Annotated in this window: 13 protein-coding genes and 1 pseudogene; 11 read left to right on the top strand and 3 right to left on the bottom strand. The window is 42.3% G+C overall.

Annotation, left to right across the window (positions count from 1 at the left end; translation table 11 throughout):
* The first annotated feature begins 46 nt into the window (after nt 1–46).
* The 7 genes from pyrD (at nt 47) to rmf (ending at nt 8,702) form a co-directional block, all read left to right on the top strand.
* Nucleotides 47–1,057 carry a quinone-dependent dihydroorotate dehydrogenase gene (pyrD, locus tag AB4585_RS15940; protein ID WP_017063847.1) on the top strand — a complete coding sequence of 337 codons (1,011 nt, stop codon included), beginning with the start codon at nt 47–49 and terminating at the stop codon, nt 1,055–1,057.
* A gap of 206 nt (nt 1,058–1,263) precedes the next feature.
* Nucleotides 1,264–1,812, top strand: a complete 549-nt coding sequence (locus tag AB4585_RS15935) for a cell division protein ZapC (protein ID WP_017059680.1) — start codon at nt 1,264–1,266, stop codon at nt 1,810–1,812.
* A gap of 508 nt (nt 1,813–2,320) precedes the next feature.
* Nucleotides 2,321–4,441, top strand: coding sequence for a bifunctional 23S rRNA (guanine(2069)-N(7))-methyltransferase RlmK/23S rRNA (guanine(2445)-N(2))-methyltransferase RlmL (rlmKL, locus tag AB4585_RS15930; protein ID WP_372138239.1), 2,121 nt, complete (start codon nt 2,321–2,323; stop codon nt 4,439–4,441).
* Between the two features lie 25 nt (nt 4,442–4,466).
* Entirely contained in the window at nt 4,467–4,727 is a 261-nt protein-coding gene (locus AB4585_RS15925) for a glutaredoxin family protein (protein ID WP_019823251.1), read from the top strand.
* On the top strand, nt 4,705–6,621 hold the full coding sequence (locus AB4585_RS15920) for an ABC transporter ATP-binding protein (RefSeq protein ID WP_017068914.1): 1,917 nt from the start codon (nt 4,705–4,707) through the stop codon (nt 6,619–6,621). Before AB4585_RS15925 ends, AB4585_RS15920 begins: the two co-directional genes overlap by 23 nt.
* 9 nt (nt 6,622–6,630) lie before the next feature.
* Nucleotides 6,631–8,367: a DUF3466 family protein gene (locus AB4585_RS15915; protein ID WP_372082593.1), complete on the top strand. Its 1,737-nt coding sequence runs from the start codon at nt 6,631–6,633 to the stop codon at nt 8,365–8,367.
* Nucleotides 8,368–8,528: 161 nt separating this feature from the next.
* Nucleotides 8,529–8,702, top strand: coding sequence for a ribosome modulation factor (gene rmf / locus AB4585_RS15910; RefSeq protein WP_017059676.1), 174 nt, complete (start codon nt 8,529–8,531; stop codon nt 8,700–8,702).
* 252 nt (nt 8,703–8,954) lie between these two features.
* Here rmf and fabA read toward each other — a convergent pair whose 3' ends face one another.
* Both fabA and AB4585_RS15900 read right to left on the bottom strand, forming a co-directional pair.
* Nucleotides 8,955–9,470 carry a bifunctional 3-hydroxydecanoyl-ACP dehydratase/trans-2-decenoyl-ACP isomerase gene (gene fabA / locus AB4585_RS15905; RefSeq protein ID WP_017059675.1) on the bottom strand — a complete coding sequence of 172 codons (516 nt, stop codon included), beginning with the start codon at nt 9,468–9,470 and terminating at the stop codon, nt 8,955–8,957.
* Between the two features lie 70 nt (nt 9,471–9,540).
* Nucleotides 9,541–11,193, bottom strand: a complete 1,653-nt coding sequence (locus tag AB4585_RS15900; RefSeq protein ID WP_017066880.1) for a Lon protease family protein — start codon at nt 11,191–11,193, stop codon at nt 9,541–9,543.
* A 189-nt stretch (nt 11,194–11,382) separates the two neighbouring features.
* Here AB4585_RS15900 and matP point away from each other — a divergent pair, with 189 nt between their 5' ends.
* The 4 genes from matP to AB4585_RS15880 all read left to right on the top strand — a co-directional run bounded on the left by matP (nt 11,383) and on the right by AB4585_RS15880 (nt 13,952).
* Nucleotides 11,383–11,838, top strand: a complete 456-nt coding sequence (gene matP / locus AB4585_RS15895; RefSeq protein WP_010440786.1) for a macrodomain Ter protein MatP — start codon at nt 11,383–11,385, stop codon at nt 11,836–11,838.
* 23 nt (nt 11,839–11,861) lie between these two features.
* On the top strand, nt 11,862–12,170 hold the full coding sequence (locus AB4585_RS15890) for a DUF3634 family protein (protein WP_372126218.1): 309 nt from the start codon (nt 11,862–11,864) through the stop codon (nt 12,168–12,170).
* A 105-nt stretch (nt 12,171–12,275) separates the two neighbouring features.
* Nucleotides 12,276–12,587: a hypothetical protein gene (locus tag AB4585_RS15885; protein ID WP_017059671.1), complete on the top strand. Its 312-nt coding sequence runs from the start codon at nt 12,276–12,278 to the stop codon at nt 12,585–12,587.
* Nucleotides 12,588–12,731: 144 nt separating this feature from the next.
* The gene (locus AB4585_RS15880; RefSeq protein WP_017066879.1) at nt 12,732–13,952 is read left to right on the top strand and encodes a hypothetical protein; all 1,221 of its coding nucleotides are present in this window, start codon (nt 12,732–12,734) and stop codon (nt 13,950–13,952) included.
* A 100-nt stretch (nt 13,953–14,052) separates the two neighbouring features.
* Here the strand turns inward: AB4585_RS15880 and AB4585_RS15875 are convergent.
* Nucleotides 14,053–14,655: pseudogene (locus AB4585_RS15875) on the bottom strand (DUF2971 domain-containing protein).
* Nucleotides 14,656–15,009: the final 354 nt, after the last annotated feature.

Below are 15,009 nucleotides of genomic sequence, written 5' to 3'. Positions count from 1 at the left end.
ATAATAGCGCCCCGTTTACACGGGGCTTTTTTCTATCGGAGGCACAATGCTTTACCGTCTAGCCAGAACTGGCTTTTTCCAACTTGATGCCGAAAAGGCACATGATCTTGCAATTCAAAATTTCAAGCGCTTCACAGGCACACCTATTGATCTTTTGTATCGCCAACAATTACCTCACCGACCTGTAGAGTGCATGGGTCTTACTTTTAAAAACCCAGTTGGCCTTGCTGCTGGCCTAGATAAAAACGGCGAATGTATTGATGCATTTGGCGCAATGGGTTTTGGTTTCGTAGAAGTAGGAACAGTGACTCCGCGTCCGCAAGCGGGTAACGACAAACCTCGTTTATTCCGTCTTGTTGAAGCTGAAGGTATCATCAACCGCATGGGTTTTAACAACCTAGGCGTCGACAACCTTGTTGAGAATGTTAAGAAGTCGAACTACGATGGCATCTTAGGCATTAACATTGGTAAGAATAAAGACACACCAATTGAAAAGGGCGCTGAAGATTACTTGATCTGTATGGAGAAGGTATATCAATACGCTGGTTACATTGCTGTGAACATCTCTTCACCAAACACTCCAGGACTTCGTTCTCTACAATACGGCGAAGCTCTAGACGATCTATTGTCTGAACTTAAAACGAAACAATCTGAACTGGAAGAGAAGCATGGTAAATATGTTCCTCTTGCTCTTAAGATTGCTCCGGATCTAAGCGACGACGAAATTCGCCAAATTTGTGAATCATTGATCAAAAATAAGATCGATGGTGTGATCGCAACAAACACAACATTGGATCGTTCAATCGTTGAAGGTATGAAACATTGTGATGAAGCGGGTGGCCTAAGTGGACGTCCTGTTCAATCTCGTAGTACTGAAGTAGTTCGTAAACTTCACGAAGAGCTGGGTGACAAACTGCCGATCATTGGAGTAGGTGGTGTTGACTCGTATGTTGCTGCAAAAGAGAAAATGATGGCGGGCGCGAAGCTTGTACAGGTTTACTCTGGTTTCATCTACAAAGGCCCAGGCCTAGTTGGCGACATCGTTAAAAATCTATAAGCTGAAAATTGCTTTTATTTTTGAAAAGCGACAATCTGGCATCGTCTTACTAAAAGAGACACTGTAACTCACTGAGTTGTAGAGAAAAGCGATAAGAAAGAGGAATTCATTTCCTCTTTTTTTTTGCCTAGTGCTCAGTAAAATTACTGTAATTGAAGGTAATTTTGCGTTTTACCTAATGGAATGGTTCAACAGTGTGAGACGAAATGATGCTTAAACCTAGCGATACATGGAGTTGGTATTACGATGAGCAGCAATGTTCATTAATGCTAAACCTCGGAGAGGATATGATTTTCAAAACGAATCTGGTCCGAAATAAGCTGGTGGACTGCGCGTTTAGAGATAATGAATTCACCGTTGATGACGCATCTTCATACCAAACCTTCAAAGAACAAATTTCTGGCTTAGAACTGTCTGAGCCTCGCCAAGCTGAACTCGCGCTTTATTGCGTGGCAGCAAAGCGCTTCCACAAGCCTGTACAGCCTAAGAGTTGGTTCTTCGACTCACAGGGCGCTGGCCACGAATACCCTCAAGAAGGGGATATCGTACAAATGAATAACGAGCATAGCTTAGGGTATTTCATTGTATTAGAAGTGGGAGAGTGTGCGAGCCTATGTGCATTTGTCGACCTAGAAGAGTTTCTGCTTACACCTTCAAAAGGGTTACGCTTTGGCGACTCGATTAAGGTCATGCACGATAGAATGATAGACGCGAACGCTATTCTTCATCAAACGCACATTGCGATGGTCGGTTAGCCTTCAATCTAGTCCATCATTTCTCAAACACATCGCAACGCATCAACCTGTCAAATCTTCCCCAAAATCGGCTCATTAGCCGATTTTTTTGTGCCTAAAAAACCTCATCCTGATAAATACATCACTGCTTAACCATTTAAATAGTGAACTTACGACTATTTTTTCGCCTTAATTTCTGCCTGTTTTTATCGCCAGAAGTGTAATTTACCCATCTTTATTCCCTGTTTTTGTCCTTTTGTAGCTAACTTTCACCTGCAAACTTCATTTGGTATATACCAATTTTAGGGTGAATATAAATTCACATTGTCGCTTTAACGGGGATTTGCTCATGAATCGTGTTGGTTTGATAAGTCTTATGTTCTAAGGGGATGTGGGTAAGCGATCGCTTCAACACTGTGTGTTTGCTAGCCAGTTAGAAGAAAGATTCAATGAAAAGACGAGTTTAGTGTGATGCTCTAGTAACAAATTCAGGTATAATCGAGCTCATTTTTATCAATAAAAGAGCACTATGAATCAATATCTAGCGGTTACCTCAAATGGCCTTGAGAATTTATTAGTTGAAGAACTAACCCAACTAGGGATTACAAACGCAAAACCTGTTCAAGCAGGTGTTAAATTCAAAGCCACCAATGAGCAAATTTATCGTTGTTGTTTGTGGAGCCGTTTGGCTTCTCGATTTGTACGTGTCCTTTCTGAATTCACTTGTATGGACGACATGGATTTGTACCTATCAACCACTGCGGTTAACTGGGTAAATCAATTCCATAGCTCTAAGCGTTTTGTTGTTGACTTCAATGGTACGAACAACGAAATCCGTAATAGCCAATACGGTGCGATGAAAGTAAAAGATGCGGTTGTCGATTGCTTCGAGAAGAAGTCTTTGCCTCGTCCTTCTATCAGCAAAGAGAACCCAGATGTTCGTATTCACGTTCGTCTACACCGTGATAAAGCGATTCTTGGTGTTGATATGGTGGGTAGCGGTCTTCACCAACGTGGCTACCGTCCAGAATCAGGTCGTGCTCCGCTGCGTGAAACACTAGCTGCTGCAATCCTTCTTCGTAGTGGTTGGGATGCAACGAAACCTTTCTTAGATCCTATGTGTGGTTCAGGTACGTTAGTGATTGAAGCTGCAATGATGGCTGCAAACCTAGCACCGGGTGTTAAACGTCAGAAGTGGTGTTTTGAATCACTAGAAGATTTCGAGCCTGAGCTTTGGGCTGAAGTTAAAGCAGAAGCGAACGTCCAAGGCCGTCGTGGCGTTAAGAAAGTAGAATGTAAGTTCTATGGCTATGACAATGACGAACGCATGATCAAAACAGCGCGTGACAATGCTCGTCGTGCTGGTGTTGAAGAGTTGATTGAATTCGAAGTAGGTGATGCTGCAAAACTTAAGCGTCCTACCGAGTTTACTGATGGTGTGATTGTTTCTAACCCACCTTATGGTGAGCGTTTAGGTACAGAGCCGGGTCTTATTGCTCTTTACACAGCATTTGGCGCGCAGCTTAAAGCTGAATTTGGCGGCTGTAACGCATCTATCTTCTCTAGTTCAGACGAACTACTGAGCTGCTTACGCATGCGTGCAGACAAACAGTTCAAATTGAATAACGGTGCGTTACCGTGTCACCAAAAGAACTACTCAATTTCAGATCGTCCGATGTCAGAACGTCCAACGGGCGAGCAAGAACAGTTAATTGCTCCTGACTTCGCGAACCGTCTTAAAAAGAACATCGGTAAAATTGGCAAGTGGGCTAAGAAAGAGCAATTAGATTGCTACCGTATCTACGATGCGGACTTACCAGAATACAATGTAGCGATTGATGTATACCCAGGTCATCTTGTGATTCAAGAATACGCAGCGCCTAAAGATGTACCGGAAGAGAAGGCTAAACGTCGCTTAACCGATATCATCCGTGCTTCTATTCAAGTAACAGGCGTAGAAGCAAACAACGTTGTGCTTAAAGTTCGTCAGAAACAGAAAGGCCGTTCTCAATACCAGAAATTGGCTCAAGACTCATCGAACTTAGAAGTGAACGAGTATGGCGTTAAGCTGATTGTTAATCTTCATGATTACCTAGATACCGGGTTGTTCCTAGATCATAAGATCACTCGTCGTCGTATCGGTGAGATGGCCGCAGGTAAGGATTTCCTAAACTTGTTTGCTTATACAGGAAGTGCATCTGTTCATGCTGCTGTGGGTGGTGCTCGTTCTACAACTACTGTTGATATGTCTAATACCTACCTAGAGTGGGCGAAAGAGAACATGGAGCTTAACGGTCGTGTTGGTCGTCAACATCAGTTTGTTCAAGCTGACTGTCTACAATGGCTAGCTAAAGAGCAGGGTTCTTATGATCTGATCTTTATCGATCCACCTACGTTCTCTAACTCAAAGCGTATGGATCAATCTTTCGATGTTCAACGTGATCACATTCAGCTGATGGAAAACCTTAAACGTCTTCTTCGTGAAGAAGGCACGATTGTGTTCTCTAACAACAAGCGTCACTTCAAAATGGACTTGGAAGCTCTAGATGAGTTAGGTCTTAAGGCTCAGAATATCTCAGCGAAGACACTTCCATTGGACTTCTCTCGCAATAAGCACATTCATAACTGCTGGTTGATTACACATAAGTAGTTAAGAGATCGTATAAGGATATATAGTGCTGACTCTCTACAGTACAGAAGGGTGCCATCTATGTGAGATGGCATTCCAACTCACGGAACAGTTAAACATTAGCCATCACGTCAACGTTGTTGACATTGCATTTGATGATGAGCTCTTTTCCCGTTACGGGGTCACTATTCCGGTGCTCAAATTTGAAAGCTCTGACCTTTCTCAAAGCTCAGAGCTTAACTGGCCATTTGGCTTGTTAGAACTTAATGATTGGTTAAAGAAGAATGGCATTACTTACAATTCATAATGGGCAATTAGCGTTTGGTGATCACCCATTATTAGATCGTGCGGACTTCGTGCTGCAAGAAAACGAACGTGTATGTTTAGTAGGGCGCAATGGCGCTGGTAAGTCGACATTGATGAAAATCCTATCTGGAAACATCATCATGGACGACGGTAAGATGCAAATCACGCAAGATGTGGTTGTGTCTCGTCTAGAACAAGATCCACCGCGTAATGAACAAGGTACAGTTTATGACTATGTTGCTGGTGGCCTTGCTGAAATCGGCGAACAGCTGAAGATCTATCATGATCTTCTGGATCTCATCGCGACAGACCCAAGTGAAAAGAATCTAAACCGCCTTACTCGCGTTCAAGAACAACTGGATCATGCTAATGCATGGCGTTTTGAAGATCGTGTAAGTAACGTATTGGCAGCACTTAAGCTGACTGCTGAAACCAAACTGACAGATTTGTCTGGTGGTTGGCAACGTAAAGCGGCACTTGCTCGTGCGCTTGTATGTGACCCTGACGTGCTTCTACTCGACGAACCGACTAACCACTTGGATGTTGCAACCATTGAATGGTTAGAGGGCTTCCTGAAAGACTTCCGCGGTTCAATCATCTTTATCTCGCATGACCGTGCGTTCATTAAATCGATGGCAACACGTATTGTCGATCTTGATCGCGGTAAATTGAGCTCTTTCCCGGGCGATTACGAAAATTACCTTGTTGAGAAAGAAGAGGCGCTTCGTGTTGAAGAAATGCAAAACGCTGAATTCGATAAGAAGCTTGCTCAAGAGGAAGTTTGGATTCGTCAGGGCATCAAAGCTCGTCGTACTCGTAACGAAGGCCGTGTTCGTGCGCTTAAGAAGCTACGTGAAGAACGTTTGAACCGTCGTGAAGTGCAGGGCAAAGCGATTATCCAAATCGACGATGGCCAGCGTTCAGGCAAGATTGTATTTGAAGCTGAGAATCTTAACTTTGGCTTTGAAGGCAAAGAAATTGTTAAGGACTTCAGCTTCAACATCATGCGTGGCGATCGTATCGCTCTGATTGGTCCTAACGGTTGTGGTAAGAGTACGGTACTTAAGCTGCTTCTTGACCAGCTTAAGCCTGATTCAGGTCGTTTGCATTGTGGTACTAAGCTTGAAGTCGCTTACTTTGACCAATACCGCGAAATTCTAGACCCTGAGAAGTCTGTAATTGATAACCTCGCGGATGGTAAGCAAGAAGTGACCGTAGGTGGCCGTGAGCGTCATGCTCTAAGCTACTTACAAGATTTCTTATTCTCTCCAAAACGTGCTCGCACTCCTGTTAAAGCACTATCTGGTGGTGAGAAAAACCGTCTGTTATTGGCGCGTATTTTCCTTAAGTCGAACAACTTGTTGATTCTCGATGAGCCAACCAACGATCTAGATATCGAAACTTTGGAACTTTTAGAAGATTTGCTTGCCAACTATCAGGGTACGCTGCTTTTAGTGAGTCACGATCGTCAGTTTGTTGATAACACAGTGATGACAAGTTGGATCTTTGAGGGTAATGGCGTTATTGAAGAATTTGTTGGTGGTTACCACGATGCTCAGCAGCAAAGAAAGCAAGCATTAGAGTACCGACAGGTTGAAAAGCCATCAAAGCCTGAGAAAGTAGTTGAGGAAACTCCCAAAACTGCGCCAGTTAAGGCTAAACCTAAGAAGTTATCGTATAAGCTACAACGAGAACTAGAAGCGCTACCAATGCGTTTAGAAGAATTGGAAACTCAAATTGAAACTCTTCAGGAAGAAGTCAACGATCCAAGCTTCTTTTCAAAATCTGTAGAGCAGACACAACCAGTATTAGATAAGCTATCTGCAGCAGAGCAGGAGCTTGAAGTTGCTTTTGAGCGCTGGGAAGAGCTCGAGGCACTACAACAGGAAAGTTAAGAAGTAATAATGACTTGTACTAAATTTAAATTAACAACAGTTGCAGCATTAGTTTTTGCTGCAACTAATGCCAATGCTGCGCTTTACAAGGTCGTTGAAGTCACTCCTTCAATTACAGGTGCCTCTGAAATCTATGGTGTGGCGATTCAACCTGGTGTTGCGACAGACGGAACGAATGAGCTTGCGTTAGGTTGCTTCGATTCAGCTGCAACCAACTGTACCGATAGTGCATTTAAACTTGCTGGTGAGACTCGCGATACGCTTGAAGCGGTAAGTTATCGTGAAGAAGTACCATTCGCAATGGATGCACCATTTCAGTACATTCAAGAGCGTGATGATTTCGAAAACTATTGTTATCGAGAGCTGAGATATTCTACATGTGAAAGTTGGGCTGAAAACCGTTGGAATGACACTTGGAGTAAGGAAAGAAATGACCTTACTCATGTCAATGCGAAAGCCTTTGTTGAAGGTGGCGAAACCTTTGATAGCCGCAATACGGTAATTAACTCGCTTTATATAAACGATGCCGATGAAGTTGAGCCTTTGGGGGTTAAATCTGAAGGTGGTATTCGTAATAACGCGATGTTCACAACTACACCAAATGGGCCAACAGGCACTTCGGAAACTCGTGCATGGCACGCTATCAAAGCAAGTAACGACAAAGTTTACAATGTAGGTAGTGTATCTACGGAAGGAGCTAAAACGGATACGTCAGATACAACGTTTAGTTCAAAGGCGGCTATTTGGGATGGCACAATAACGAAAGAGATCGACTGGATTAGATCTGGTAACGCTCAACAGGGCGATTATTTTGCCCAAGGCAGCATGCGTTCAATTGTTGAATCGGACTCTCTTTTTTATGGTGTAGGCTATAATACTGCTGATGGAAACGGCGATCTACAAGATATGAATGCAAGTGTCTTTGTGAGTACTTCACTCGATCTCGCTACGGCAACGTGGACAACTACACAAATTAGCGGTGCAGAGGTTAAGTCTGGTTCATCTAACGATGATGCTAGATACAGTAACTCAGTAGCAACCGATATTAACGACAACTTGTTTGCAGTTGGATATTCAAAACGTAACGGTTATGTTCCTGAAAATGGTAGTGCCGGTAATAAGCCTTTTATTGTAACGGATGCTAAAAACCCAACAGCAACGTATTTGTCTGGCGGTATCTTCTTCAGTGGCTCAAGCGGTGAAGCTAAAGCGGTAAATAATTACAATGAACTTGTTGGCCAGATCGATGCGGAAACGACGCGTGAAGTCGATGGCAGCGAAAGAAGACATAGAGGCTTTATTTACCCTTACGATCTCCCGTCTTCAACTGATGAACGCCGTGTTGATATTTTTGGTGGTAAAGCATGGTGGTTAGATGACTTAACAAATGATGGTGATGCGTCTAGTCACAATAACCAATTTAGAATCATTGATGCGACGGATATCAATGATGCTGGCGTGATTTCAGCAACGGCTATCAAATGTACAGTCGACGGTAATGATAAGCCTTATGACACAACATCACACAACTCATACTGTGGTGGTGCCTCATCTAACGCAGTCGAAAAGGTTGTAGCTGTTAAGCTTATCCCAATCAAGGGAGCAAGGTATGACACTGGCTCTGACATTGATAGCGTAGTAACTCGTAGCACCGACACCGAGAAAGTTGAGCGCCAAGGTGGTAGCCTAGGTTGGTTAACTTTGACTGTGCTTGGTCTATTAGGGTTCCGCAGAAAATTTAAATAATTTTATCTCTTGAGCCCGAGTTCACAATTCTGAACTCGGGCTTTTTTTCGCCTTGAGAAAAGTGAAAATTTGACCGATTCTTAAAGTTGGAGTCACAAAAACTCCGTAAAGTTGTAATCATTGTATGTTAGTAAATGGAACACCCGTATGAGGACTGCACTATGAAGAGACAAAAGCGTGATCGACTAGAACGAGCACAATCTCAAGGCTACAAGGCTGGTTTAAATGGACGGTCGCAAGAAGCTTGCCCATATAGCCAAATGGATTCTCGGTCTTATTGGTTAGGTGGATGGCGTGACGCCAAAGATGACAAGCAATCAGGTCTCTATAAGTAGATAGGGCGTAAAGAATTCAAGGTCAGGGCTCCATTGTCTGTTGATTACAACGGCTGGAGCCTTGTTAGTTTCAGACGAGTGATAAGCTCCCCAGAGCTATAAAGTATTATAGTTTCGCTATCATAAGCGTATCGCTGGTGGATTTATCCTGTTTCAAGCTTAATACGGGATACTTTAATGCACTATAACTAAATTTATTGGAACGAAAATAAAGCAGCCATGGGCTGCTTTACTAAAAATCTAACTATTAGATTAGAATGCTGACGTATCTTGGAAAAGGCCAACTTTCAAATCTTTAGCAACGTAGATCTCTTTACCATCAACAAGTACGCGACCATCCGCAAGGCCCATAACTAGACGACGGTTAACAACACGCTTCATGTGGATCTCGTAAGTTACTTTTTTCGCTGTAGGCAGAATTTGACCAGTGAATTTCACTTCGCCAACCCCTAGAGCACGACCTTTACCTTCGCCGCCAACCCAACCAAGGTAGAAACCAACCAGCTGCCACATTGCGTCAAGGCCTAGACAACCAGGCATTACAGGGTCACCTGGGAAGTGACAATCGAAGAACCATAGGTCAGGAGTAATATCCAGCTCAGCAAGAACTAAACCTTTACCGTAATCACCTTCAGTTTCAGACATCTTAGTGATGCGATCCATCATTAGCATGTTCGGTGCTGGTAGTTGAGGGCCTTGTGGCCATAGTTCGCCTTGGCTTGATGCTAGAAGCTCTTCGCGAGTGTAAGAATCACGTTTGTTTTGCATTATCAATTACTCCGATTTTTGATAGGTGCATATTAGTGAACAGGTGTACGCTAAACAAGTCCGATCAGTACTAGACAAACCAGTTTTTAATGCGTCCAACGATTCCAATAGGGTGCTCATGTCTTTCAAAGTTTTCAATACGTTCCGCGATTTTACTCAGAACGCTTTCTTGTTCATCGTCTCTAAATGGTTTGTTCATAATGAGAGGAATTGCTTCGTCTACATTAGACACAGACCAAATATGGAATTCTTCATTCTTAATGCTTTCAATAAGGTCAGGCTTTAGTGCAAGATGCCTTAAGTTCGATCTTGGAAGGATCACACCTTGTTCGCCTGTTAAGCCGTTGTGCTTACACACATGGTAGAAGCCTTCGATTTTCTCGTTTAGCCCGCCAACAGCTTGCACACGTCCAAATTGGTCAACTGCACCTGTAACCGCAATTTGTTGATTGATAGGGTATTCAGACAAAGCACTAACCAGAGAACACAACTCCGCAAGAGAAGCACTATCGCCATCTACTTCGCAGTAAGACTGCTCAAATACTACGGAAGCTGCGTATGGTAATGGATCTTCAAGGTTTAGTGCGCTGCTCACAAATGCTTGCATGATCATCATGCCTTTAGCATGAAGATTACCACCCAGCTCGGCTTTGCGCTCAACATCGGCAATATCACCATCACCAAAGTGAATAACACAGGAAATTCGTGCAGGTTCACCATACGATATTGGGTGTCCCGGTACATCGATGACCGTCAATCCATTAACTTGACCAACTTGTTCACCTTCAGTTTCGATAATGACTTGGCCATCACGAATATCATCAAGGGCGCGTTCTGGTAGATAAGATTCACGGTTGTATTTGTGCTGTTGAGCTTGCTGGATATGGTGAATATCAATCTCACCATTGTCGGCTTCAATCAAAGCTTCGTTCAATAACGCGTTGTGCCAAATAGGGCACAGTGGGATATAGCTTTGATCTTCGGTTTCTCTTGCTCCGGCAGTAAGAATGCCAGTCAACGCTTGTTGCGTGATGTTTGGTAATTCATAGCGTTGTTGAAGCCACTTAAGGTAACCAAGATATTGAGTCAGAGTGTCTTCTGAGAGCTTAATGTCCTGTTCAATTTCGCTGAATAGGCAAAAACCGGTTTGAATATCGCTGTCTAGGTAATCAAGGTCACCTAGTTGAGCTCTGTCTCCAACTACAATTAACTTAATATTGTAAGTAAGAGGTAAGGTTGGCGACTGATTCAAGTGTTCAGGGTTACTGCTGATAGGCTCTACAGCTTCACCAAGCAGCGCAGATTTAAGCAGTAACCAGCTTCCTGGGTTTGCCAAGATCAGGTTTGCTGAAACGATCAGATAACCGTTGTTTGCTCTAGCCAGTAGGCCAGGTTTTGTCGCAATAACCTTACCGTCTTTCGATTGAACTTGGTCAAATAGAGAGGCAGCATTTAAAGACTCAGTTTTGATAACCGGCAGAGTGTGATCATCTAAAGCAGTGACTAGAGATTCAACAATCATTTGACGATAGATTGAATTGTCCGGAGCATTTACCAGTAAAACGCGCGAAAGGTTAGACAAGCGAACAAAGCGGGTTAGCGCATCTTTGAATCTATGTTGAATATCTGAAAACGGGAAAGGCGAGATGTCAGGGAATTGCTCTAATTGAGCGCTATATTCGTCGTACTGAGGCGTAACATGTCGCCAATCTACTTGAGTCATTTAAGTTTCTGATTATGATAATGAGGTAGGGAGTATATAGAAAAACCGATCTCGCTTGTAGCTCTATGTGGTAGTTACTAATCACTAAGCTAATATAAGTATGATCTTGGTCTATTCTTTCAAGACAATAATTGTGAAATAACCCATTCTGGGTTACGCTGTCACTAGGATTAACTCTCGAGATTAGACATGAAATATCAGCAACTTGAAAACTTGGAATGTGGTTGGAAATGGAACTATCTGGTCAAAAAGTGGAAAGAAGGTGAATCGATTACTTGCCATATTGATTCAAGTGAAGCTGACGTTGCTGTTCAAGCCTTATTGAAGCTGGAACACCAGCCTACGGGTGTTCTTGAGTGGATCTCTAACAACATGTCTCCTGAGCTCGATAACAAGCTTAAACAAGCGATCAGAGCTAAGCGAAAACGCCACTTCAATGCTGAACAAGTTCATACAAAGAAGAAATCAATCGACCTTGATTACCGTGTATGGGAAAAGCTATCTCAACGTGCGAACGAGCTAGGTTGTACGCTCTCAGATGCCATCGAGTATTTGGTTAGCGAAGCGTCTCGTAGTGAGCAGGCCAGCAAGACGGTGACTAGCCTCAAAGAAGACTTAAGCAAGCTCCTTTCTGACGATAAATAACCATCAACAGTAGTGGTGACATTATGATGTACGTAATCTTAATCGGTGCGGTATTAGTTTTTTGGTTAGTAGCAGTCGATCGACCGGTATTGAAAATTAAATTTAGCGACGGGGCGATCGAACAAGTTAAAGGGCATCTTCCACCGAGCTTTAAACACAACCTTCAAGAGATTGGTCATAACAATATCTTTAAAGGCGAGCTAAAAGTGTATGCAAAACGTTCTGGTTACAATCTCAAGTTCACTAAAGATGTTCCTAAAAACGTACAGCAACGTATTCGTAACGTGTTCCCGCATAATGGTTTTAAGTCTAAAGGCTCAAAGAAAGCGTAATCGTTGAGAGTTACGCGTTAGCTGGTCAATCCTCATACTAAGTTAATCCTTCATTTCTCTTAAATCTCCGCATACTGTTCTCACCCTCAACAAAGAGAGAGCAGTATGAGATATCTAGTATTACTATTATGTTTTTTATCCCCAGTCGCTTTTCCCGACGATGCATTGGTTAATCCTGTAGCTAAAAAGATAAAAGTCACCGTCATGAAAGGGCTCAACAAGAGTAATGTTGATTTCGAGGGTTATTGCGATCTGATGATTGAGATGAAGCACTCTAAAGGTTATGCAAGAATCAAAAAGGTGAGAACGTCTGGAGATAGTAAAGTTTGCAAGCAGGCGAAAAAACACCTACCGACGAAGAAAAGGTTCAAATACAGCTTTCCAGAAAAGTATATCCGGCTACATATCACACACTAGCCACTCTCAACGCACTATAACTAAATATCCTTAATTTTATTGAAACAATTTCGTGAACCAATCTCTAATTTCTATTAATATTAGTTTTGTTATAAAGGCAGGATATGCCGATACAAGAGCATTTACGGCAAAGGAAAGTCACGGTTGTTGTTAGCAAATAAAAGTTATACCCCTGAAGTAGTTGAGATCTCAAGGAAGGTCTCAATCAATGTTGAAGCTCGCTTTAATCGATGGTTAATCTCACCTGAATATAAGCTCGCACAATCTACAGTAGACACGTTACTAAGTTTGGAAAATAGGTATTGTGATAGTGTCATATTTGATGAATCTGACCGCATATCTCACAATCAACGTATTTTATTGCGCTGCGAGCAGGATAGAGTCAATGCTCATCGTGAAAAAGTCGACGCGAAGCAACAAACCTTACGATACGTTATCGATGATGTCAGCAATGCCGCTTCTGCGCTAATGCTTGAGAAGCTTCAAGGTACCTTAATAAGTTCGTTGTTTTCAGACTTACCCGATTACAATCAGTTCGCTAGTGTTGCGTATTCGCCATCTTTAAACTTTTCCAAACTCCATGAAATATCCGCGAAAAGTAGGCCATTGAGCTCAAGTTTAATCGAGTTTGTTTCCAATCAAGAGTTTGCAGATAAATATGGAAAGAAATCTAAGGTAATTCTCGATCCAAAAGTTGCAGCACGACAAATAGGAATAGAAAATTGTCGTTTATTGTTCCCATTGTTAATGAGTCAACAGCTGATTAAGTGGAATGATGGCAACATTAAACACATCACACCTAAGGTTTGGCAACACTTGGTCGTGACGTCAAATGCGACTCGAATTCGACTTCAAGAAACGTCGGTTAAAGATCCTAACGTAGGCATTTTACTTGGTGTGTTGAGAGTTCTGCCTTTGTTTTTAATTTGTAACCACTTTTCTTCAACGTTTGAAGACGCATTGGTAAAAACGATGCTTGGTTATCGTGAAGCAAGTGACAAGCATGACGAATATTATGCTTGTACTGAGGTGATGCCAAACACACAGTTTCTTGAATCAATGGTCGAGCAGCTAGAGCTTAAGCTACTAAAAAACCTCGTTGAATTTATAGATTGGAGCCCTGGAAATCAGTTCATCAAGAGGGCACTTCTAGAGGAAGTGAATGACATTCCAGTACTTGAGCGAACGGTTTATGGTGCAGCTTTGGCTCAAGGTAGAAAATATTCTGTTTTCGAGGCGTTAGATAATAGTGAACTATTTAACGTTAAGCACCGACCTTATTGGTTTTCAACTGTTCAAATGTCTATCGCGACGATTGAGCAGATGCAAGATAAAGGATTGGGAAAGCTTACGGTGAACATGTAATAAAAAGAGAGAGTCTCATTAATGTCGCTCTCTTTTTTGTTGCGCTGTAACTTTATGTGAATGTCTTGTTTTGGCGCTAAACAGTAGGATTACACTCTACTTAACTGACCACTTCGAAGGTAAACGACTCTTGCTTTGCTATTGCGTGTTTAACAGGGATACCAAGGCGCTGGCAAGTCATCAGAACTTTCAATTTCCTGTCGGCAGGAGCGTGCTCTGACAGAATCACCGAGCTTAGGCACTCTCTATTAAGGTAGAGTTTATTTCCGATCATCTCGTCATCAGGTAATACCCAGCGGTATTCCTTTTCATAACGCCAATTAGAATGCTTAATTTTGAATATCTCAGCTCCCAGTCTTGATGTTTGTAAACCTCTTAGCGATGCCGGGCGGAACATATTCGGTTCGTCTTCATACTGGACTTCAAAACAGTTGAGATTGGCCTAGCCGTTATAGCAGTTGAGATCATACTCGATACACATGCCTTTAAAGTTGTCACCATACTGCGACCATAGTATTGGGTGGTCGTTCGACTGAGAGAAACACATGATCTTAAAGTTTTGTTGAAGCTCTTTGTTGAATACGTGGTTAGATTCAAAAGGGTTATTAAAAGTTTTAGCGTAATCAAACCACAACGAACACTCGGAAATAGATTGTATGTTTCTGTCGTGGAGCGATCTGAACTTATAAAGTTTAGGCAACATATCAAACACCTAGTTTACAAAATTGCCTGATGTTAACACTTTAATTTATTTTTAAGGATTGAATGCATAGCATTTGATTGCTTAATCACCAAATTTATTCATATAACTGTTTGATAGATCAAAATTTAAACACGAAATAGTAGCCTGTTAAAGTGGTTTATTTTGCATAAAGGCTAAGCTTTCAAGTTGTAGCTTTTTAGGAAGATACAACGTAACTTGTTGGATTGCTCGGAAGTTTTAACAACTCCTTCTTGAGGCTGAAACTAGCTACAGCCCAGAAAGGCCAAAAATTGATGGCATACGGCCTTACCAATGAGAGTGCGATAGTGTGTTTAACGCTTTATCTAGCGATGA

The organism is Vibrio sp. 10N.222.49.C9, assembly GCF_041474985.1.
In the GTDB taxonomy this organism is placed as follows: Bacteria; Pseudomonadota; Gammaproteobacteria; order Enterobacterales; family Vibrionaceae; genus Vibrio; species Vibrio crassostreae_C.
This window is presented reverse-complemented; position numbering and strand designations above follow the sequence as displayed.

What these genes read in the sequence shown, in the direction of transcription:
- pyrD (WP_017063847.1), top strand. Translation starts at nt 47, where the DNA reads ATGCTTTACCGTCTAGCCAGAACTGGCTTTTTCCAACTTGATGCCGAA.
- AB4585_RS15935 (WP_017059680.1), top strand. Translation starts at nt 1,264, where the DNA reads ATGATGCTTAAACCTAGCGATACATGGAGTTGGTATTACGATGAGCAG.
- rlmKL (WP_372138239.1), top strand. Translation starts at nt 2,321, where the DNA reads ATGAATCAATATCTAGCGGTTACCTCAAATGGCCTTGAGAATTTATTA.
- AB4585_RS15920 (WP_017068914.1), top strand. Translation starts at nt 4,705, where the DNA reads ATGGCATTACTTACAATTCATAATGGGCAATTAGCGTTTGGTGATCAC.
- AB4585_RS15915 (WP_372082593.1), top strand. Translation starts at nt 6,631, where the DNA reads ATGACTTGTACTAAATTTAAATTAACAACAGTTGCAGCATTAGTTTTT.
- rmf (WP_017059676.1), top strand. Translation starts at nt 8,529, where the DNA reads ATGAAGAGACAAAAGCGTGATCGACTAGAACGAGCACAATCTCAAGGC.
- fabA (WP_017059675.1), bottom strand. Translation starts at nt 9,470, where the DNA reads ATGCAAAACAAACGTGATTCTTACACTCGCGAAGAGCTTCTAGCATCA.
- AB4585_RS15900 (WP_017066880.1), bottom strand. Translation starts at nt 11,193, where the DNA reads ATGACTCAAGTAGATTGGCGACATGTTACGCCTCAGTACGACGAATAT.
- matP (WP_010440786.1), top strand. Translation starts at nt 11,383, where the DNA reads ATGAAATATCAGCAACTTGAAAACTTGGAATGTGGTTGGAAATGGAAC.
- AB4585_RS15890 (WP_372126218.1), top strand. Translation starts at nt 11,862, where the DNA reads ATGATGTACGTAATCTTAATCGGTGCGGTATTAGTTTTTTGGTTAGTA.
- AB4585_RS15885 (WP_017059671.1), top strand. Translation starts at nt 12,276, where the DNA reads ATGAGATATCTAGTATTACTATTATGTTTTTTATCCCCAGTCGCTTTT.